The sequence below is a fragment of the Clostridium sp. OM05-5BH genome, from assembly GCF_003481505.1.
In the GTDB taxonomy this organism is placed as follows: domain Bacteria; phylum Bacillota; class Clostridia; order Lachnospirales; family Lachnospiraceae; genus Otoolea; species Otoolea fessa.
The window spans coordinates 221008-239754 of record NZ_QULJ01000001.1; the positions used below are offsets into that span (position 1 = coordinate 221008).

Sequence of the window (18747 nt, forward strand, 5' to 3'; positions counted from 1 at the left end):
GACGAAATATGGTCTCTATCTTGATCTTCCATATATATCTCCTCTCTCTGCTGTTGCTGTCTGTGTGACGTTATCTTATGGCACTTTCAGTTCCAAAGGTGTCTGCTACGGCAGTAACGTTTGTGCAACGCATGAGCAGTAATAGGCTACTGTAAATGGTAACCTTCTGCCATAATAGTGTATATGAGATGCCTTGATTTATCAAGTTTTTTCACGAAATTTCGGGAAAATTCATAAATGTTTTGAAGTGTATGATTGTATTATTGGGCGCGGGATGCTAAAATGAAGCTAAAACCAAAAACCACAAAGGAACGCAAGGGGGCGTATGTATGGATAAAACATTATACGATCTGATGGACTGGGCTGGAATTGAAGAAATTGTCTATTCGGAAGCGGCAAACCCGCACCGGATGCTGGGAGCCCATATGACGCCGGAGGGAATGCTGGTACAGGCGTTTATTCCGACGGCGCGCGATATTACGGTCAAACTTTCGGCAACCGGCAAGCAGTACCAGATGGAGATGGCGGACGAGACTGGCTTTTTTGCGGCGCTGATTCCGCGCAAGACTCTGGCGGATTATACCCTCCTTGTGTTTTATGATAATGGTACGTTAAGCGAGATACACGATCCGTATTCCTTTGCACCGCAGTTTACGGAATCGGATTTGAAGAAATTTGAGGCGGGCGTCCACTACAGCATTTATAATAAGATGGGCGCGCATCCGATGACGGTCAAAGGTGTGAGCGGCGTCTATTTTGCAGTCTGGGCGCCGGAAGCGATGCGCGTGAGTGTTGTCGGTGATTTCAACCTGTGGGATGGCAGACGCAGCCAGATGCGGCGGTTGGGAGATTCGGGCGTGTTTGAGATTTTTATCCCGGAGCTAAAAAAGGGCGCTGTTTATAAATATGAAATTAAGTTCAAGAACGGCGACCCGGCGCTGAAGGCGGATCCGTATGCGAACTATGCGGAACTTAGACCGAACACGGCATCCATCGTCTGGGATCTGGACGAATATAAATGGAACGATCAGGACTGGATGAAGAAACGGGCGGCGCTCGACACGAAGACGGCGCCGATGTCGATCTATGAGGTGCATCTCGGTTCCTGGATGCGAAAACCGACCGAGGTGGATAAGAGAGGACGCGAGATTGTCGGATCAGAGTTTTACAATTACCGTGAGATCGCGGTCAAGCTGGCGGAATATGTGAAGGAAATGGGGTATACCCATGTGGAACTTCTGCCGGTCATGGAACATCCGCTGGATGCTTCGTGGGGCTATCAGGTGACGGGATATTACGCACCGACCAGCCGCTTCGGCACACCGGATGATTTCATGTATTTTATGGATTACCTGCACGGACAGGGGATTGGCGTTATCCTTGACTGGGTTCCGGCACATTTCCCACGTGATGCATGGGGCATGGCGCAGTTTGACGGAAGCTGCCTCTATGAGCACAAGGATCCGAGACAGGGGGCGCATCCGCACTGGGGTACGCTGATCTACAACTACGGTAGACCGGGGGTTTCAAACTTCCTGATTGCGAATGCGATGTTCTGGGCGGACCGCTATCACGCGGACGGCATCCGGTTTGATGCGGTGGCGTCGATGCTGTATCTGGATTATGGCAAGAATCCGGGTGAATGGATTGCCAATATGTACGGCGGTCATGAGAATCTGGAGGCGGTTGAGTTCTTAAAGCATCTGAACTCTGTCTTCAGGGGACGCAAGGACGGCGCGATTCTGATTGCCGAGGAATCGACGGCATGGCCGAAGGTTACCGGTGACGTGAAGAACGGCGGTCTTGGCTTTGATTATAAATGGAACATGGGCTGGATGAACGATTTTCTGGGCTATATGGAGCAGGATCCATATTTCCGGTGCCACCACTACAATGAGCTGACCTTCAGCATGATTTACGCCTACAGTGAAAATTTCGTCCTCGTCTTCTCACACGACGAGGTGGTTCACGGAAAAGGTTCCCTGGTCAATAAGATGCCGGGACAGACGTTTGAGGACAAGTTTGCGAACCTGCGGGCGGCATACGGTTTTATGATGGGACATCCGGGCAAGAAACTCCTCTTCATGGGACAGGATTTCGCCCAGATGGATGAGTGGAATGAGAATGCATCGATCGAGTGGGAGCTGCTGCAGTATCCGATCCACAGCCAGATGAAGGAGTATGTGAAGGAGTTAAATCACTTTTATACCAGCCATCCGGCACTCTATCAGAAAGATTATCAGACGGAAGGCTTCGAGTGGATCAACTGCATGGATGCAGCGGACAATATCATTGCATTTCTCCGGCGCGGCGCGGATGAGACACTGCTCTTTGTCTGCAACTTTGCCCCGCAGCTGCATGAGAAGCTGACGGTCGGCGTACCGTTTAAGGGAAAATACAAAGAGATTTTCAACAGCGATGCGGAGAAGTTCGGCGGAAGCGGAAAGGTCAATCCGCGTATGAAGTCCTCGAAGGCAGAGGAATGTGATGGAAAGGAAAATTCCATCACGATCCAGCTGGCGCCGCTTGGCATCAGCGTCTTCAACTGCACGCCGACGGAGCCGGAGAAGAAAGAAAAACCGGCGAAGACGAAAAAGACGACCCACAGCACTAAGAGTGTAAAAGAAAAGGCTGAAACCGATCTCCAGAGCATGATGGCGGATGCAGCGGCGGCATTCAATGGAAAAGCCGGGGGGACAGCTGCTGCGGCAGCAGAACGCCTGGCGGGTATTTCAGATAAGCTGGCAGAGGCGAAGGCGGGGCTTTCCTCCAAGATTATCAGTCTGTCCTCGATTGCGAGACGACAGGCGGGATTGGAAGAAGGTCTGGATAAAAAGGTGGGAAAAGAGTAAGTACAGGAAGGAATGAAATAGATGGCAACAGCGGCAGAGCTGACAGGCGAGGAGATCGCGGCGGTAGCAGAGTCACTATCGGATCCGGCAAATTTGAACGTGGATACGATGGCTGCGATCATGCACCGGATTGGCCCGGGGCTTATGGCATTGGGACAGAAGGTACTGGTGGCGCTCATCATTTTCCTGATTGGACGTAAGGTCATTTCGATGATCGAGAAGATGCTGTCCCGCTCGATGGAGCATGCCGGTATGGATGTGGGTGTGACTCGTTTCCTGCGGGCGCTGACCCAGTTTGTGATGAATGTATTCCTGCTTTTTATGATTGCAGGGCAGCTTGGCATGGACAGCGCCTCGATTGTGGCGGTTCTTGGCGCGGCAGGTCTTGCGCTGAGTTTGGCGCTCCAGCAGAGTCTTGGAAACTTTGCGGGCGGACTCTTGATTTTAATTATGAAACCGTTCCGGGTGGGGGATTATATCATTTCCCCGTCCGGGGAGGGAAGGGTTTCGATGGTCGGGCTGGTTTACACGACTATCCTGACAACCGACAATAAAGCAATTACCATCCCGAATGGCACCCTTTCAAACTCAACCGTGACCAACGTGACGGCGATGGACAAGCGGATGCTGGAACTCAAGGTCGGTATCGCCTATGAGGCAGATATCCGGACGGCAAAGGCGGTGTTAGAGCGCGTTTACAGGGAACATCCGATGGTGAAGAAGGACGAGGACATCAAGGTATTTGTGGACAGCCTGGGCGACAGCAGCGTGGTGCTTGGTATCCGGGGCTGGGTAGAGACGTCCGATTACTGGCAGACGAGATGGGACATTCTGGAACGGATCAAGCTGTCATTTGACGAGGCGGGCATCGAAATTCCATACAACAAGATGGATGTACATTTAAAACAGTAGCAATCGTTTAAACAGTATAAGCAATATAGACAGAGGAACAACCATGATTGACAGGGCGGCAAAATTCGCAGAACAGGCGCATAAGGGCGCACACCGGAAGGGAACCAGAATTCCGTATATCGTTCATCCGCTGGAGACGGCGCTGATTGCGTCGATGCTGACGAACGATGAGGAGATACTGGCAGCGGCACTTCTGCATGATACGATCGAGGACACGGGTGTGACCTACGAGGATTTGAAACAGGAGTTTGGCACCCGGGTTGCGGATCTGGTCTTGGCGGAGAGCGAGGATAAGTCCAAAACCTGGATTGAGCGCAAGGGGCACACGCTGGAACATCTGAAAACAGCGAGCCAGGCGGAGAAGATCCTGACGATGGCGGACAAGCTGAGCAATATCCGCAGCATGGCGCGTGACTATCTGTTGGTCGGGGAGGAGCTCTGGCAGCGGTTTAATATGAAGGACAGAGAGAAACAGGCGTGGTATTACACGTCGATGATAGACCTTTTGAAGGATTTGAATGAGACACCGGAATATCAGGAATATGTGCGTCTCTGCGTCAAGGTATTTGGCGGGATCGCAGGGTGTTGTAGTTTACAAAAAATATGAACGGCAGCATAAAAACAACATAGGATGACAATGAGAAACTGCAGCAGCCAATCAGAAAGAATGGCTGTCGGAGAAGAGAAGGACGATAGGTTCTGGGATTTTGCGGAAACGGAAAGGTCATTCAGTTCAGTAAAAGGGGAAGAGACATGATTTTAAAAGATATTTGGATGGATGTAAAAGCGGTTCAGGAGCGAGATCCGGCTGCGAGAAATGCATTGGAGGTACTACTTTTATATCAGGGCGTACATGCCCTGATCTGGCACCGGGTGGCGCACTGGTTTTATGAGCACCATATGTTTTTCATTGCGCGCCTGATTTCACAGGTGGCACGTTTCTTTACATTGATTGAGATTCATCCGGGTGCACAGCTCGGACACGGTATTCTGATTGACCACGGCTGCGGCGTTGTCATCGGTGAGACGGCGGTGGTCGGCGACAACTGTACGATTTACCAGGGTGTGACGCTGGGCGGTGTCGGAACACAGAAGGGTAAACGTCATCCGACGCTGGGAAATAATGTGACGGTCGGTTCCGGCGCAAAGATTCTCGGTTCTTTCGAGGTCGGTGATAACTGTTCCGTAGCGGCAAATGCGGTTCTGCTCCGCCCGCTCGAGGAAAATACCACGGCTGTCGGCATTCCGGCGCGTCCGGTCAAGAAGGACGGCGTGGCGCTGCCGAAGAAGCAGAAGATGATCATCGGCGAGGACGATCAGCGTATTTTAGAGCAGATCGACGCGCTCCGGAAAGAGCTTCAGGAACTTAGAGAAGAGTCGGCAAATCTGCGGAAGGAACTGGAGGCAGTGCGGGCAGGACAGGAGAAAGCCTGACACAAAATTATTCATAACGCCCCTTTCGGCTGCATAAATTTCTTTGAGAGAAATGCGTGCGGTTTGGAAAGGGGCGTTTTTTATGATAGAGCTGATCAAAAAAGAGATACATATGAACCGGCAGAGGGGGACGGCGGTGTCGCAGCTGACGCTGGATGATGATTTTATTGTGCCGGATGCGCTGGATGATGCGGTGCAGATACTACTGTCAGACGGGGAGGTTCAGATAGAGAATTCACGGATTCAGGGAGAAAAGGTGCTGATCCGGGGAAAGCTTGTGTTCCGGGTGCTGTACCGCCGGGAGTCGGGCGGGCTGCAGGCGATGGGCGGGGAGATCCCATTTGAGGAAACGGTCAATGTGCCGGAGCTTTCGGAGCGCGACTATACGCAGATCGTATGGAATATCGAAGATTTGAATATTACCATGATTCATTCGCGCAAGCTGAGCGCCAAAGCGGTGCTGACGCTTACGGTGCGGGCGGAAAGCCGCGTCGATGCGCAGGCTGCCGCGGACGTCGAGACGGATGATGTGGGGCTGCAAGTCCTGAAGAGAAGCGTTCCGGCAGCGACGCTTGCAGTGCGGCGCAAAGATATCTACCGGGTCCGGGAGGAAGTAAGCGTATCGGCAAATAAGCCGAATATTGAGACGATTCTCTGGCAGGAGATGCGTCTTCGGGATGTTTCGGTGCGCCCGTTGGATGGAAAACTGCACCTGGACGGTGAATTGTCGGTGTTCCTGATTTACAGCGGCGAGGGCGAGCACACGCCGGTTCAGTGGTTGGAGGAGAGTATTCCGTTTTCCGGTGAGGTGGAACTCTCGGAGGCGGTGGAGGAGATGATCCCGGCGGTCGGGGTCCGGATTCTTCATGCAGAGGCGGGCAAAAAGCCGGACAGCGATGGGGAGATGCGCGAAGTGGAAGTGGAGGCGGTGCTGGAGCTGGACATCCGCCTTTATAAAGAAGAATCAGTGGAACTTTTAAGCGATCTCTATTCGACCGGCTGCGAGGTCGTGAGCGAGCAGGGGGAGGTGTGCTTTGACCGGCTTTTGACGCGCAACAGCTGCAAAATGCGGGTGGGGGGAAGCGTTTCTTTTCAGAAACCGGAGCGAATTCTGCAGATTTGCCACAGCAGTGGGATTGTCCGGCTGGATGAGAGCCGCCCGTCAGAAAACGGTCTGGCGATCGAGGGAGTGCTGGAAGTCAGTCTCCTGTATCTGACGGATGATGACGCGGCGCCGGTCGGGGCAATTTCTGAGGTTCTGCCATTTTCCGGCACGGTCGAGGCGGAGGGGATCCGGGAAGACTGCGTCTGGCAGTTGAATCTGGGGCTGGAACAGCTCGGCGCGGTGATGCTGGGCGGTGGTGAGGCGGAGGTCAAGGCGCAGCTCACGGTGGAACTGCTTGTATTCCAGCCGATGCAGGAAGAGGTGGTTACATCCGTGCAGACACAGCCGTTCGATTTAAAGCGCTGGGAGCAGCAGCCAGGGATTGTGGGTTATATTGTGCAGCCGGGGGATTCTCTGTGGAAAATTGCAAAAAAATTCCACACGACGGTGGATCAGGTGCGGGAAATGAATGAAATCGACGGGGAGGAAGCCGGTGCAGGGGCGCGGCTGCTTCTGATCAAAGAGGTAACGGCGGGTAACTGTTCATAGGTAGAAATTTTAGAGAGAAAAAATCGTTTCTGTTCACGGGTGAGCACTTTTGAGACCGAAAGTGCCGTAAGGAAACGTGGTGGCAGCAGGAATTTGCCGTATTGAAATTCGAAGCCACGGCAAATTCCGTTACTGGACACGTATGCGTGTACAGTAACAAAAAATCCAGCCGGAATGGTTGCATTTGGGGGAAAACTTTATATACTATTATTGTAACGGTTCAATATCTTTACAGTTACAAGCAAAAATCCATGCAGATTTGACTTTGACAAAGGATTTTTGCCTTGTAAGCCAGGAAAACGCATCCGGCCGGTGCTTGATGATAGATCCGGGGAAGGAGTTTCCCGAACCGGGCGGTGTCCGTGCATTGCAAGGCGCGGCGCCGTTTACATAGGGCATCCGGATGCGTTTTCCTGTGTACTGAGAAATTTTTGTCGGGAGTGCGAACCATAAAGGCAGGATGAGACATGAATTATACATATCTTTTGCGCTGCGCGGACGGAACCTTGTACTGCGGGTGGACGAACCATCTGGCAGCGCGGGTGGCGGCGCACAATGCCGGGAAAGGTGCAAAATACACGAAAACCCGCCGTCCGGTAGTGCTGGCATACTATGAAGAATATGCGACGCGCAGCGAGGCGATGCGCCGGGAGGCAGCGATCAAGAAACTGACCAAAAAGGAAAAAGAGGCGATGGCAGCGCTGGGACGGACGGAGCTTCCGGTGGATGACGAGACGTAGATATATCGCGCCGGGGCAGATTATGTACGAAGAATTGGTACAAACCATAGCGGTAAAGGCAAGAAACAGCAGTGAAAATAGAAATTGAAAGATGGAGAGAAAACAGGAGCGGATAGGTACAGTGAGAAAAGGTAGAAGAAACAAAGGATGTATAGTGATGGCAACAGTCCTTCTGGCAGCGCTGCTTGGCGGCTGTTCGTTTCTATCGAAGGAGGCAGACGCGACGGAGGTTTCCAGCGAGGCGGAAACGGAAAGTCCGGGTGCCACACAGGAGTCGGAGACTGAGACAGCTGAGACAGAGGAGACACAGGAGAGCCATGAGGCTGCCGAAGACGAAGAAAGCGGGGAAGAGGAAACCGAGGACCATTTCGTGGAAAAGAAGATCGTGGTGGCAACGGATATGCACTATTTTGCCGAGAAACTGGCAGGAAACCGCTGTGATTCCTTTGTCGGAATGGCGAGGGGCGGAGACGGGCGTGTGCTGGAGTACGGCTGGGAGGTCATGGACGCCTTTCTCGATGATATGAAGAAGGAAGATCCAGACCTCCTGATTCTGAGCGGAGATCTGACGCTGGACGGAGAGAAAGCGAGCCATGAGGAACTGGCAGAACTTCTGGAAGGACTCAGCGAGGCGGGAATTGAGGTCGCGGTTATACCGGGAAACCACGATATCAATAACCCGGATGCCCGCCGCTATACGGCGGATGGAGCGGAAAAGGTGGAGTCCATCACAGCGGACGAGTTCCGGGATATCTATGCTGATTTTGGCTATGTAGCGGCGGACAGCCGGGATCCGGCATCGCTGAGTTATCTTTATAAGATAGACAGTGCAAACTGGGTGCTGATGCTGGATTCCTGTCAGTATGAACCGAAAAATGAGGTCGGCGGCATGATCCGCCGGGAAACGTATGAGTGGATGGAGCCGATTCTGGAAGAGGCGGAGCGGGAAGGCGCCCGCGTGATATCCGTCAGCCATCATAACCTGCTGGATGAGAGCGGAGTGAGCCGGACCTTTTATGACAACTGTACGATCGAGCACAACGAGGAACTGGTGCGGATGCTGTCGGATCATGGCGTGCGCCTGCACTTGAGCGGACATCTGCATATCCAGCATTATAAGGAAGACGAGGACACGGGCATCTATGAGGTTGTGACGGGTTCCATGGTGATGGCTCCGTGCCATTACGGGATTGTCCGCATCTGGAACGACGGGACCTACCAGTATGATGCGAAACCTGTCGATGTGGACGGCTGGGCGATACGCCACTCGTACCACAACCGAGATCTGGCAGATTTTACGGCTTATTCGGAGTCGATCCTGCGTCGGGCGGCAATCCGCGATGCAATTCGGGATCTGAATCGCCATATCGAGGATCGCCATGCATTTTTTACGGACGAGAAGAAACAGGAAATGGCTTCGTACTACGCGGATCTGTGCGTGAATTATTATGAAGGACGGATGTACCAGATCGAGGAAGCCGCAAAGGAAAATCCAGTGCTGGAAGATTGGAACAAGATCGGCTATGTCAGCGAACTGAGCGATTTTCTGCAGAATATCCTGGAGGACGAGGCGAAGGACTACGGGCATCTGAAGATTCCGAGCGTACATTAAATAAAAATGGAGGTACCAGGAGGCATGGGAGAGACAAAAAAACAGCGTTCGCCGCTGACAACGCTCTGCTACATTGAAAAAGACGATTCATATCTGATGCTGCACCGCATTAAGAAGAAACAGGATGTGAATGAAGGAAAATGGATTGGCGTCGGCGGACATTTTGAGGAGAATGAAAGCCCGGAGAACTGCCTGTTGCGCGAAGTGAAGGAGGAGACAGGGCTGACTCTGACTTCCTGGCGCTTCCGCGGAATCGTGACGTTTATCGCGAAAGGCTGGCCGACGGAATATATGTGCCTGTACACGGCGGATGGATTTGAGGGAACGCTTCGCGAATGTGACGAGGGCGAGCTTGCCTGGGTGGCGAAAAAGGATGTATCGGCTCTGCGGCTCTGGGATGGCGATCGGATCTTTTTGAAGCTTCTGATTGAAAGGGATACGTTTTTTTCATTGAAATTGTCATATGATGGGGACGAGCTGATAGAAACTGAGCTGGACGGGGTAAAAATTACATACAAATAAGCACGCAACTGCGGGTTGGTTGGGGAACGAGGGTTCTGCAGTGCGTGCTCATGAGGAATAATCAATATATGGGAACCGATTTTGGGGAAAATCGGGGTGGTTGGTTATGCCAGAAAGATAAGAAGATGAATTATTTTCTCTTGTTCCTTATCTTTAACTTGATTATATATCATTCATCGTATATAATCAAATATAAATAAGAAGATAATTATTATAAATTTTTTGTTATAGAATCATAAGTGGACAAAAGTGCCGGAAACCCTGTAGATAAAGGGGAAAGAATGGAACAGAATGAGAATGTTCACGGGCGGGAAGTTTCGGGATGAAATATCCCGCAGGATGCAGCGATGAGAAAAAGCAGGGTACATAGGAGGAAACATGTTCGACGGAAAAGAGTATGTATACGCGGTCTACGAGGAAAAGAGTTTTTCGAAGGCGGCGCAGAAACTGTATATTACGCAGCCGGCGTTAAGCACGGCGATCAAGAAGGTGGAGAAAAAGATAGGAACTCCGATTTTTGACCGGAGCACCTCTCCGATCGGACTGACGCCGGGCGGTGAAGTTTATATCGACGCGATCGAAAAGCTGTTTGCGCTGGAACAGAACACGCTCAATCAACTGAATAACTTAAATGGGCTTCTGGCGGGCAAGCTGTCGGTTGGCGGAACGATCTTTTTTACCTCGTTTGTACTTCCGGGCGTGTTGAGCGAGTTTTCCCATCGGTATCCGCAGATCAAGATTGATCTGCAGGAGGGCACGACCACACAGCTGACCGATAAGCTGGTTGCCGAGGAACTGGATCTTTTGATCGATAACTCGGAACTGGATGACAAAAATTATGAAAAGTATTATTATAGCACGGAGAGAATTATTCTGGCTGTTCCGAAGAATTTTCCGATCAATGAGGAGCTGACCCAGTATCAGCTTACCGCGGAAGATATCCGGGCAGGACGCCACAGTCAGGCGGAGTTTCCGGTACTGCCGTTGCCGCTCTTAAAGAGTACTCCGTTTATCTTCGTCAAAGAGGAAAACAGCATTTACAAGCGCAGCATGAAAATGTGCAGCCGCCAGAATTATTCGCCGAATATTATCATGAAACCGGACCAGGTTGTCTCTGCGTTCAACATGGCAGGACGGGGCGTGGGCGCGACCTTCATCCCGGATGGCCTGATCGTCAATCTTCCATATGAAGTGCCGCTGTGCTTTTACAAGATGAATGAAGAGCTGGCGGTCCGTTACGTTTATTTGTACAAGAAGAGAAATAAGTATCTCACGAAGGCGATGGAGGAGTTTATCCGCGTGGCAGTTGGCGACGAGGCGTTCCAGAAGGTACGGGAGCAACGGGAGAAAGAGAATCAGGAGAAGAAAGGTTCGGATAAGAAGGGGGATAAATAATGCGAAGAGGAGAACGTGCGATTGAGTCGAAAGACGGGCAGAAAGCCATTTTGGAACACTGCCGGGTGTGTAGTCTCGCCTTTTCTGGGGATGAATACCCGTATGTGATCCCGTTAAATTATGGTTTTGTGTGGAACGAAGACCAGGAGATGCCGGTGCTGTATTTCCACGGCGCTCCGGTGGGAACGAAGATTGAGCATATGGAGCGCGACAACCGGGTGGCATTCTGTGTGCAGAATGAAAAAGAGATAAAGATTCTGGAACCGGCATGCAGAAGCACGATGATTTATGAGAGTGTCTGCGGGACTGGACGGTTATCCCGTGTGGCTGCTCCTGGGGAGAAAGGAGAGGCACTGACAAGGATCATGCAGCAGTATGACCCGGAGGGCGGACCGTATGAGTTTGCTCCGGAGGTAGCGGCGAGAACCACCGTCCTCTGCCTGCGTGTGGAAACTCTGACAGGTAAGAGCAATGCGCCGAAACCGGAGCAGCCATGAAACAGTTAAGACAGATGTCGATTCTGGTGCGGGGGGCACAGCTTCTGCTGCTGGTCCTCGCACTTTTTCTGGTTGTATGGCTGGTGCCGGATGCAGGGAAAAAGCATGCATCCGGGACGGAAGCTTCGGAAGCTGAGACAGATGGCGGCGATGTGGCGGAGAATGAAAAAAATAGAGCCGCCGGGAATCTGGAGGAGGATGAATCATCCGCCGGGGAAGTGATACAGGATGATGCAGATGAGAACGCTTCGGATGGAGAAACGGCTTTAAAGCGCCGGACTTCCCGGAAACAGCTGTATAAAAGAAAAAAAGAGCCCCAGAAGGCACAGGAAGAGACAGTTTATATGCCGCCGACCATTTGGCTGGCGACGGATCTTCACTATCAGTCCCCGCAGATGACAGATTTCCAGTCGGCGTTTGATACCTATACGATGGGAAATGATGGGACGATCGTGCCGTATCTGGATGAGATTACGGAGGCATTTCTGGAGGAGGTGCGGACGGCGCATCCATCGGCACTGGTTTTGAGTGGAGATCTCTCCCAGAATGGTGAGAAAGCAAACCATGAAGCGCTTGCAGAGAAGCTAGAGCGGGTGCAGGCAGCGGGAATTCCGGTGCTGGTGATTCCGGGCAACCATGATATTAACCACCCGTGGGCGGCAACGTATTTTGATGATCAGGTATCCCCGGCAGAGGGAACAAGTTCGGAAGAGTTTTACCAGATTTACCATAAGTTTGGCTATGATCAGGCGGTGTCCCGGGCTTCGGATTCGCTGAGTTATGTTTACCGCCTGGATGAAAAATATTGGCTGATGATGCTGGACAGCTGCATATGTGAACCGGTCCATGAGACGGGCGGAAAGCTAAGCGAAGAGACGGTTGCGTGGATGAAAACGCAGCTGGAGGAGGCGAAAAAACAGGGTGTGACGGTCATTCCGGTTTCACACCACAATCTGTTGGATGAGAGTACACTCTATCCGGAGGAATGCACGATTGAAAATACGAAAGAAGTGACCGCGCTTCTGGAAACATATGGAGTTCCGGTGTATTTGAGCGGGCATCTGCATTTGCAGAGAATCAAGAAGCATACGTCAAATTTGAACACACCGGGCGGATATGGAATCCGGGAGATAGTGACTTCCCCGCTTCCAATGGCGCCGTGCCAGTACAGTATCCTAAACTGGCAGGCGGATGGCAGTCTGTCCTACCATACAAAAAAGGTAGACATAGCAGGCTGGGCGCAGCGCTACGGGGAAGAAGACGAGAATCTTCTCAATTTTGATGCTTATGCGGATCAGTTTCTGGTAGATGTGATTTCGGAACAGGCGTTTAAGGCGCTGCAGTCGGCATCAAAGGATATCAAAGAAGAGATGGCAAGGCTCTATGCCGATATGAACCGTGATTATTGTTCGGGCACGAAGATTGATGTGGCAAAGATCAGAAAAAGCGAGGCATATCAGTACTGGATCCGTTACAGCGGCAATGATTTCTGGCTGGCAAGGCTGCAGGCGATCCTGCACGATGCCCGGACGGACAACACGGTGCTGGAGCTGAAAGCGGGTGTGGATTTCCCGCTGCCGGGGGAGACGATAGAAAACCCGGAGAATGCAGAAAAAGAGGAAACTGTCGGAGCAGATGCGGGCAGTCCGGCAGAGGAGATACAGAAAAAGGAGGAATCATATGGACTACGAGGGAATTGTATACAGACCGCCGAGTGAGGCGCGCAGCCTGATCATTCAGGTGACGATCGGATGTGCACACAACACCTGCGGCTTTTGCAATATGTATAAAGAAAAGAAGTTCCGGATCCGGAGCCTGGCGGAGATTCTGGCAGATTTGACGGAGGTTTCGCACAATCCGTATGCGCCGTATATCGAGAAGGTATTTTTGGCGGACGGCGATGCGCTGGTTATGAAAACAGAGGATCTTCTGGTAATTCTGGATGCGATCCACCGCCTGTATCCGGGCGTGAAGCGGGTGGCTTCCTACGGAACGGCACAGGATATTTTGCGGAAATCGGAAGAAGAGCTGATCCGCCTGCGCGAGGCGGGACTCGGAATCGTCTATGTGGGCGCGGAATCCGGCGACAATGAGATTTTAAAATATATCAATAAAGGCGTGACGGCGGAACAGACCATTGAGGCAGGGCAGAAGCTGAAACGCTGCGGCATCGCGACCTCAGTGACGCTGATTTCGGGGCTTGGCGGACGCAGCAAGGTGGAAGAACATGCCCTGTCCTGTGCGAAGCTCATCACGGCGATGAACCCGGAGTACGCATCCTTCCTGACGCTGCGCCTGTACGAGGGCACGCCGATGTATGCAGATGTCGTGGAAGGGCGGTTCCAGCGGATAACCCCGGATGAAATTGTGGATGAAATGGAAATTTTCCTGAAAAATGTGGATTCTCCGGGCACTGTATTCCGGACGAACCATGCGTCGAACTACGTGATTCTGGCGGGAACCTTAAACGGGGATATCCCGGCCATGCTTAAAAAACTGGAGGAGGCAAAGAGAACGCATCATTACCGGAAATTCCGGGAGACTGGCGATCTCTTATAAGTAGGTATGATTTATCTGATTTTTGCGATTCTTTTCAGCGCGTCCCTGGCGCTGGCGCTGCGGATCAGTGAGACGTTCAGCGATAACCGATATGGGATTTTGGTTGGAAATTATGTGACCTGCCTGGTGGTGGCGTTTGTTCTGCTTCCAGATAAAAATATCTTTGCGGCAGGCAGCCGGACGGCGGTTCTTACGGGAATCGTGAATGGATTTTTGTTTACAGGAAATCTGGTTCTAATGCAGAAATGCATCCGTGAAAATGGGGCAGTTCTGTCGTCGGCATTTGCGAAGCTTGGTATCGTGATTCCGGTCACGGCGAGTATCCTGTTTTTAGGTGAGATCCCGACGCTGTTCCAGCTGGTGGGAATTGTGCTGGTTATTGTGGCGATCTGGGTCATCAACAGCGAGGGGGACCGCGGCTGCGGACGCAGACGGAGGATGGGTTCGGCGGGACTTCTGCTCGTTTTATTTGTCGTCAGCGGTATGGCAGACGGGATGTCCAAGGTAACGGAGAGGATCGGCGAGAGACGGTTTGATGCGCTGTTTCTGTTCTATACGTTCCTGACCGCACTGGTTCTGACTGTGGTTCTGGCATTTCTCGAGCAGCAGAGAACCCGCCGCAAGATTGGAAAGATGGACTTTTTGAGTGGTGTGGCAGTCGGATTTCCAAACTATTTTTCAACCTCGCTGCTGCTGGCGAGTGTGTCGAGACTGCCGGCGTTTATCGTGTATCCGAGCTTTAGTGTCGGTACGATCCTGGTGGTCAGCCTTGTGAGCGTGCTGGTGCTCGGGGATCCAATCAGCCGGAGACAGATTGGGGGATGCGGGATTATTTTGGTGGCGTTGGCGCTGCTGAATCTTTAGAATTTTCCGTTTCGGATGCTGCGCTCATAATAAAAGATATACTGCTGCATTACCCCTGCGTATCCTTTATAGCTTCCAAAAAAATCCTGGATAATAGTAGTGTACAGGCGGCTTTTTGGAAGGCGGCGGTAGCGGATGGGGTGTTTGGGAAGGTATTCTTTGGTCAGGATCTGTTCGATCCAGGTATCGACGGGGAAGGCGTCGATGTGGTGGAGTCCGAAGAGGCAGACGCAGTTGGCGACCTTGGGACCGATGCCATAGAGGCTGGTAAGTGCGGTCATGGCTTCGTCCGGCGGCAGGGCTGCGAGGGATTCTAAGGATACGGTTCCGGCGAGGACATCCTGGATGAGGCGGTGGATGTATTTGGCGCGGTAGCCGAGTTTTAAGGTTAATAGGTCGTCCAGGCTGGCAGATGCCAGTTCTTCGGGCGAGGGAAAAGAATAGTAGGTGCGGATGGAACCGTCGGACAGGGCGGCGGTTCTCTTCGCACCGTATTTTTTTGCCAGGGCTTCGACGGCTTCGCGGATCTTTGGGATGGTTTTCTGCTGGGAGATCAGGAAGGTGATCATCATTTCCCAGAGATCCTGACGGAGAATCCGGATGCCGGAACCGGCGTCTGCCGCCGCCGCGAGGTAGGCATCGTCTGCGCGGATGGAGGCGATGAAAGAGCCGTAATCGGTGCCGAGATCGAAGTATTGTTTCCAGAAAGGAAGCGCTTCGTCCGGGCAGTCGAAGAAGAAACCGTCCGGCGTCCCGGAAATTTCCAGATAGTGTGTCCCGCTGATGAGTGACCAGATCCCCGGTTTTTCCGGAACCGGAAGCATACGGAAACATTGACCGGAGGCGGCGATCTGGGCGAGGTTCAGGTTCAGGCAGGAGATGATGTGGGAGTTGGGAAAATTGTGCTTTTCGATTGCAGGCAGGTTTGTTGTATGTGTGTTCATGGCAGGGCATCCTCTTTTTTTAAAATATTCGTAACTGTTCAGTACCTTCACAGTCACGCGCAAAAATTCATTAAAAATTGCCTACGGCAATGGAATTTTTGCCTGCTGACCTATGTTTTCGTACGGTCAGCGCAGTAAATGCGCAGACCTACTGAAGAGTTACAAATATTCTTTGCTTATATCAATGGAATATCAAGTTATAAAACCTTGAATCATAAAGTATCAAATCATGTAATTCTTATGAGACGTATCATAGCATAGAAGACCTTTGACTGCAAACGGTTACCTTTTATCAGAAAGGAATTACATCAGAATTGCATCAGAATTGCATCAGAGCGTAAAAAAATCTTGCGAAAGACGCGCTACTTAGGTATGATGTATATATGTGCGCACTCGCGCGAAGAGGAATCATGTCGCAAGCGACCGCGCTCGGCGCGAGAATGTGCCAGGGCACATTCTTTGTTCTATGGCAGGAGGGGAGACGGATGTTTTTTATCGGTGGCATCAGTTCCGGCGTAAAGCCGCTGGAGTACCTGAAAACAGTGATCTGCGGGCGCTGCGGCGCTTATGGGCGGTATCAGGTGTACATGACCTATATGTATTTTAGTTTCTTTTTTATCCCGATTTTTAAATGGAACCGGCGCTTTTTCGTAGAAATGTCGTGCTGCGGTGCGGTCTATGAGCTGGATCCGGAGGTGGGAAAGAGGCTGCTTCGGGGCGAGGAGGTCGAGATCACGGAAAGCGATCTGACACTTCGGCAGGATGGAAATGGAAATCCGTGGACGGGAAGTGATGCATCACACCGTCATAAGGTCTGTCCGTCCTGTGGATTTGAGACGGATGAGGATTTTTCGTACTGTCCAAAGTGCGGCAAACCGCTGTAAGGCGGGAAAATACAGACGGATACCGCTAAAAGAGTGATGGCGGCTGTGGAAGCACGGGACGGTTACAAAAATTTGATACAGCGCAGATTTTGGCGCAAAAAAGAAAGAGAGGCAGACAATATGTTAGAAGCTGGTATCAAGGGAAGACAGGAAGTTATGGTTACGGATGAAAATTCCGCAGCAGCAGTGGGAAGCGGTCTGTTACCGGTGTTTGCAACTCCGGCGATGGTTGCACTGATGGAGAAAACCGCGTGGATGAGCGTGGCTCCGTACTTAAACGACGGTGAGGGAACCGTTGGTACAAAGCTGGAAATTGCCCATAATGCAGCGACCCCGGTCGGCATGCAGGTTTGGTGCGAGAGTGAGCTGGTAGAAGTAGACGGCAGACGTCTCGTATTTAAGGTAGAGGCATTTGACGCGAAAGGTTCCATCGGCGGCGGCACACATGAGCGTTTCATCATCAAAAATGAGAAATTCTTAGCAAAAGCACAGAGCAAGAAAGAAAACTAAAGGTTGCGAAGAGAGCACAGCCGGCTGAAAGCGCTGCGAGTATCGTATGCGGGATACTTTTGGCTGGCTGTTGTTTCGTGTAATAGGAAATTCCTTGAAATTTCCTATTACACAAAAAGGCACTAACGTGCCAATGATGCGCACTCGCGCGAAGCAGAAACATGTCGCAAGCGACCGCGCTCGGCGCGAGAATGTGCCAAGGCACATTCTTTTTCATTATAGAAGGGAATTAATTCGTTTGAAAATCACATATATTCATCACAGCTCGTTTTCAGTTGAGCTTGAAAATGCCGTGATTCTGTTTGATTATTTTAAGGGAACTCTCCCGGAGTTCCCGGCAGGGAAGCCCCTCTTTATCTTTGCGAGCCATTTCCATGCCGATCATTATGCTCCGGTAATCTTTCAGCTGGGAGAGAAACGGGAAAATGTTTTTTATATTCTCTCAAAAGAGATTGGGAAAAAGATACCGGAGGAATATCGTAAACGATATAAAGACAGGATACGGCTGGTAAAGGCAGGAGAAAGATTTTGCCTGAATATTTCTGAAGAAAGCCTTATCGTCGAGACGTTCCATTCCACCGACGAGGGCGTCGCCTTCTGGCTCTCCTGCGAAGGAAAGGAGATTTATCACGCCGGTGACTTAAATAACTGGTGGTGGGAAGGCGAAGATATGGCATGGAACCGGAATATGGCGGCTTCTTATAAACAGGAGATGAAAAAGCTTTCCGGGCGCACGGCGGATCTGGCATTTATCCCGGTCGATCCGAGGCAGGAGCAGTGGTTTTATCTGGGCGCTGCCGGTTTTATGGAGCAGGCGGACACAAAATGGATTTTCCCGATGCATTTCTGGGAAGATTATACGATTATACCAAAATTAATCGAACATCCATCCAGTGAAGGCTGGCGGGATCGGATTGTAGAGATTCACAAGGAAGGAGAGGAGTTTATCCGATGAAATTTACATTTGCACACAACAATTTCAATGTCATCGATCTGGACAAGTCACTGAAATTTTATGAGGAAGCACTGGGACTTAAGGAGGTACGCCGCAAGGAGGCGGCAGACGGAAGCTTTATACTCGTTTATCTGGGCGACGCCACGACCGGCTACCAGCTGGAGCTGACCTGGCTGCGCGACTGGGAGAAGGACTCCTACAACCTGGGCGACAATGAGTTCCATCTGGCATTTGAGACGGAAGACATGGAGGCGGCACATGCCAAACATAAGGAAATGGGATGCATCTGTTTTGAAAATCCGGCGATGGGTATTTATTTCATTAACGATCCGGATGGATATTGGCTGGAGATCGTGCCGGCAAAGAGGAGTTAAGGGCTGAGTTTGTCTGAAAAAATGTTTTGACGTGACTGT

At 51.4% G+C, this 18747-nt stretch carries 18 protein-coding genes; 17 read left to right on the top strand and 1 reads right to left on the bottom strand.

The annotated features are described in order from the left end of the window. The first annotated feature begins 329 nt into the window (after nucleotides 1-329). The 13 genes from glgB (at nucleotide 330) to DXB70_RS01060 (ending at nucleotide 15041) form a co-directional block, all read left to right on the top strand. A complete protein-coding gene (glgB, locus tag DXB70_RS01000) occupies nucleotides 330-2852 on the top strand; it encodes a 1,4-alpha-glucan branching protein GlgB (RefSeq protein ID WP_243099870.1) in 2523 nt (840 codons plus the stop codon). A gap of 21 nt (nucleotides 2853-2873) precedes the next feature. Further along, nucleotides 2874-3764: a mechanosensitive ion channel family protein gene (locus DXB70_RS01005; protein WP_118469049.1), complete on the top strand. Its 891-nt coding sequence runs from the start codon at nucleotides 2874-2876 to the stop codon at nucleotides 3762-3764. Nucleotides 3765-3807: 43 nt separating this feature from the next. Further along, nucleotides 3808-4371, top strand: coding sequence for an HD domain-containing protein (locus tag DXB70_RS01010; protein ID WP_118672514.1), 564 nt, complete (start codon nucleotides 3808-3810; stop codon nucleotides 4369-4371). Nucleotides 4372-4517: 146 nt separating this feature from the next. Continuing rightward, complete coding sequence (gene cysE / locus DXB70_RS01015) at nucleotides 4518-5198, top strand: serine O-acetyltransferase (RefSeq protein WP_022359459.1); 681 nt, start codon at nucleotides 4518-4520, stop codon at nucleotides 5196-5198. 82 nt (nucleotides 5199-5280) lie between these two features. Beyond that, nucleotides 5281-6852 (top strand): SPOCS domain-containing protein, encoded by a 1572-nt coding sequence (locus tag DXB70_RS01020; RefSeq protein WP_118672515.1) that lies wholly within the window; start codon nucleotides 5281-5283, stop codon nucleotides 6850-6852. Between the two features lie 467 nt (nucleotides 6853-7319). Beyond that, nucleotides 7320-7592, top strand: a complete 273-nt coding sequence (locus DXB70_RS01025) for a GIY-YIG nuclease family protein (protein WP_022359457.1) — start codon at nucleotides 7320-7322, stop codon at nucleotides 7590-7592. Between the two features lie 157 nt (nucleotides 7593-7749). Then, nucleotides 7750-9204 carry a metallophosphoesterase gene (locus DXB70_RS01030; RefSeq protein ID WP_118672516.1) on the top strand — a complete coding sequence of 485 codons (1455 nt, stop codon included), beginning with the start codon at nucleotides 7750-7752 and terminating at the stop codon, nucleotides 9202-9204. 24 nt (nucleotides 9205-9228) lie between these two features. Next, entirely contained in the window at nucleotides 9229-9726 is a 498-nt protein-coding gene (locus DXB70_RS01035; RefSeq protein WP_107000811.1) for an 8-oxo-dGTP diphosphatase, read from the top strand. A gap of 378 nt (nucleotides 9727-10104) precedes the next feature. After that, entirely contained in the window at nucleotides 10105-11121 is a 1017-nt protein-coding gene (locus tag DXB70_RS01040) for a LysR family transcriptional regulator (protein ID WP_118672517.1), read from the top strand. Further along, nucleotides 11121-11618, top strand: coding sequence for a pyridoxamine 5'-phosphate oxidase family protein (locus DXB70_RS01045; protein WP_107000809.1), 498 nt, complete (start codon nucleotides 11121-11123; stop codon nucleotides 11616-11618). The genes DXB70_RS01040 and DXB70_RS01045 overlap by 1 nt, the downstream gene beginning before the upstream one ends. Then, on the top strand, nucleotides 11615-13336 hold the full coding sequence (locus DXB70_RS01050; protein ID WP_118672518.1) for a metallophosphoesterase: 1722 nt from the start codon (nucleotides 11615-11617) through the stop codon (nucleotides 13334-13336). The genes DXB70_RS01045 and DXB70_RS01050 overlap by 4 nt, the downstream gene beginning before the upstream one ends. Then, entirely contained in the window at nucleotides 13299-14177 is an 879-nt protein-coding gene (locus DXB70_RS01055) for a radical SAM protein (RefSeq protein ID WP_117796508.1), read from the top strand. Before DXB70_RS01050 ends, DXB70_RS01055 begins: the two co-directional genes overlap by 38 nt. A gap of 6 nt (nucleotides 14178-14183) precedes the next feature. Next, nucleotides 14184-15041 carry an EamA family transporter gene (locus DXB70_RS01060; protein WP_118672519.1) on the top strand — a complete coding sequence of 286 codons (858 nt, stop codon included), beginning with the start codon at nucleotides 14184-14186 and terminating at the stop codon, nucleotides 15039-15041. Here DXB70_RS01060 and DXB70_RS01065 read toward each other — a convergent pair. Next, on the bottom strand, nucleotides 15038-15985 hold the full coding sequence (locus DXB70_RS01065) for a DNA glycosylase (RefSeq protein WP_118672520.1): 948 nt from the start codon (nucleotides 15983-15985) through the stop codon (nucleotides 15038-15040). The two genes, DXB70_RS01060 and DXB70_RS01065, sit on opposite strands and share 4 nt — an antisense overlap. 410 nt (nucleotides 15986-16395) lie before the next feature. On the opposite strand from DXB70_RS01065, the gene DXB70_RS01070 reads away from it, so the two are divergent. From DXB70_RS01070 to DXB70_RS01085, 4 genes are all read left to right on the top strand, one after another. Beyond that, nucleotides 16396-16869, top strand: coding sequence for a zinc ribbon domain-containing protein (locus DXB70_RS01070; RefSeq protein WP_337636500.1), 474 nt, complete (start codon nucleotides 16396-16398; stop codon nucleotides 16867-16869). 120 nt (nucleotides 16870-16989) lie between these two features. After that, on the top strand, nucleotides 16990-17379 hold the full coding sequence (locus DXB70_RS01075; RefSeq protein ID WP_022360593.1) for a thioesterase family protein: 390 nt from the start codon (nucleotides 16990-16992) through the stop codon (nucleotides 17377-17379). A 238-nt stretch (nucleotides 17380-17617) separates the two neighbouring features. Further along, nucleotides 17618-18334, top strand: a complete 717-nt coding sequence (locus tag DXB70_RS01080; protein WP_118522228.1) for an MBL fold metallo-hydrolase — start codon at nucleotides 17618-17620, stop codon at nucleotides 18332-18334. Beyond that, entirely contained in the window at nucleotides 18331-18708 is a 378-nt protein-coding gene (locus DXB70_RS01085) for a VOC family protein (RefSeq protein WP_022360591.1), read from the top strand. The genes DXB70_RS01080 and DXB70_RS01085 overlap by 4 nt, the downstream gene beginning before the upstream one ends. The last annotated feature ends 39 nt before the right edge of the window (nucleotides 18709-18747 follow it).

What these genes read in the sequence shown, in the direction of transcription:
- glgB (WP_243099870.1), top strand. Translation starts at nt 330, where the DNA reads ATGGATAAAACATTATACGATCTGATGGACTGGGCTGGAATTGAAGAA.
- DXB70_RS01005 (WP_118469049.1), top strand. Translation starts at nt 2,874, where the DNA reads ATGGCAACAGCGGCAGAGCTGACAGGCGAGGAGATCGCGGCGGTAGCA.
- DXB70_RS01010 (WP_118672514.1), top strand. Translation starts at nt 3,808, where the DNA reads ATGATTGACAGGGCGGCAAAATTCGCAGAACAGGCGCATAAGGGCGCA.
- cysE (WP_022359459.1), top strand. Translation starts at nt 4,518, where the DNA reads ATGATTTTAAAAGATATTTGGATGGATGTAAAAGCGGTTCAGGAGCGA.
- DXB70_RS01020 (WP_118672515.1), top strand. Translation starts at nt 5,281, where the DNA reads ATGATAGAGCTGATCAAAAAAGAGATACATATGAACCGGCAGAGGGGG.
- DXB70_RS01025 (WP_022359457.1), top strand. Translation starts at nt 7,320, where the DNA reads ATGAATTATACATATCTTTTGCGCTGCGCGGACGGAACCTTGTACTGC.
- DXB70_RS01030 (WP_118672516.1), top strand. Translation starts at nt 7,750, where the DNA reads ATGGCAACAGTCCTTCTGGCAGCGCTGCTTGGCGGCTGTTCGTTTCTA.
- DXB70_RS01035 (WP_107000811.1), top strand. Translation starts at nt 9,229, where the DNA reads ATGGGAGAGACAAAAAAACAGCGTTCGCCGCTGACAACGCTCTGCTAC.
- DXB70_RS01040 (WP_118672517.1), top strand. Translation starts at nt 10,105, where the DNA reads ATGTTCGACGGAAAAGAGTATGTATACGCGGTCTACGAGGAAAAGAGT.
- DXB70_RS01045 (WP_107000809.1), top strand. Translation starts at nt 11,121, where the DNA reads ATGCGAAGAGGAGAACGTGCGATTGAGTCGAAAGACGGGCAGAAAGCC.
- DXB70_RS01050 (WP_118672518.1), top strand. Translation starts at nt 11,615, where the DNA reads ATGAAACAGTTAAGACAGATGTCGATTCTGGTGCGGGGGGCACAGCTT.
- DXB70_RS01055 (WP_117796508.1), top strand. Translation starts at nt 13,299, where the DNA reads ATGGACTACGAGGGAATTGTATACAGACCGCCGAGTGAGGCGCGCAGC.
- DXB70_RS01060 (WP_118672519.1), top strand. Translation starts at nt 14,184, where the DNA reads ATGATTTATCTGATTTTTGCGATTCTTTTCAGCGCGTCCCTGGCGCTG.
- DXB70_RS01065 (WP_118672520.1), bottom strand. Translation starts at nt 15,985, where the DNA reads ATGAACACACATACAACAAACCTGCCTGCAATCGAAAAGCACAATTTT.
- DXB70_RS01070 (WP_337636500.1), top strand. Translation starts at nt 16,396, where the DNA reads ATGTCGCAAGCGACCGCGCTCGGCGCGAGAATGTGCCAGGGCACATTC.
- DXB70_RS01075 (WP_022360593.1), top strand. Translation starts at nt 16,990, where the DNA reads ATGTTAGAAGCTGGTATCAAGGGAAGACAGGAAGTTATGGTTACGGAT.
- DXB70_RS01085 (WP_022360591.1), top strand. Translation starts at nt 18,331, where the DNA reads ATGAAATTTACATTTGCACACAACAATTTCAATGTCATCGATCTGGAC.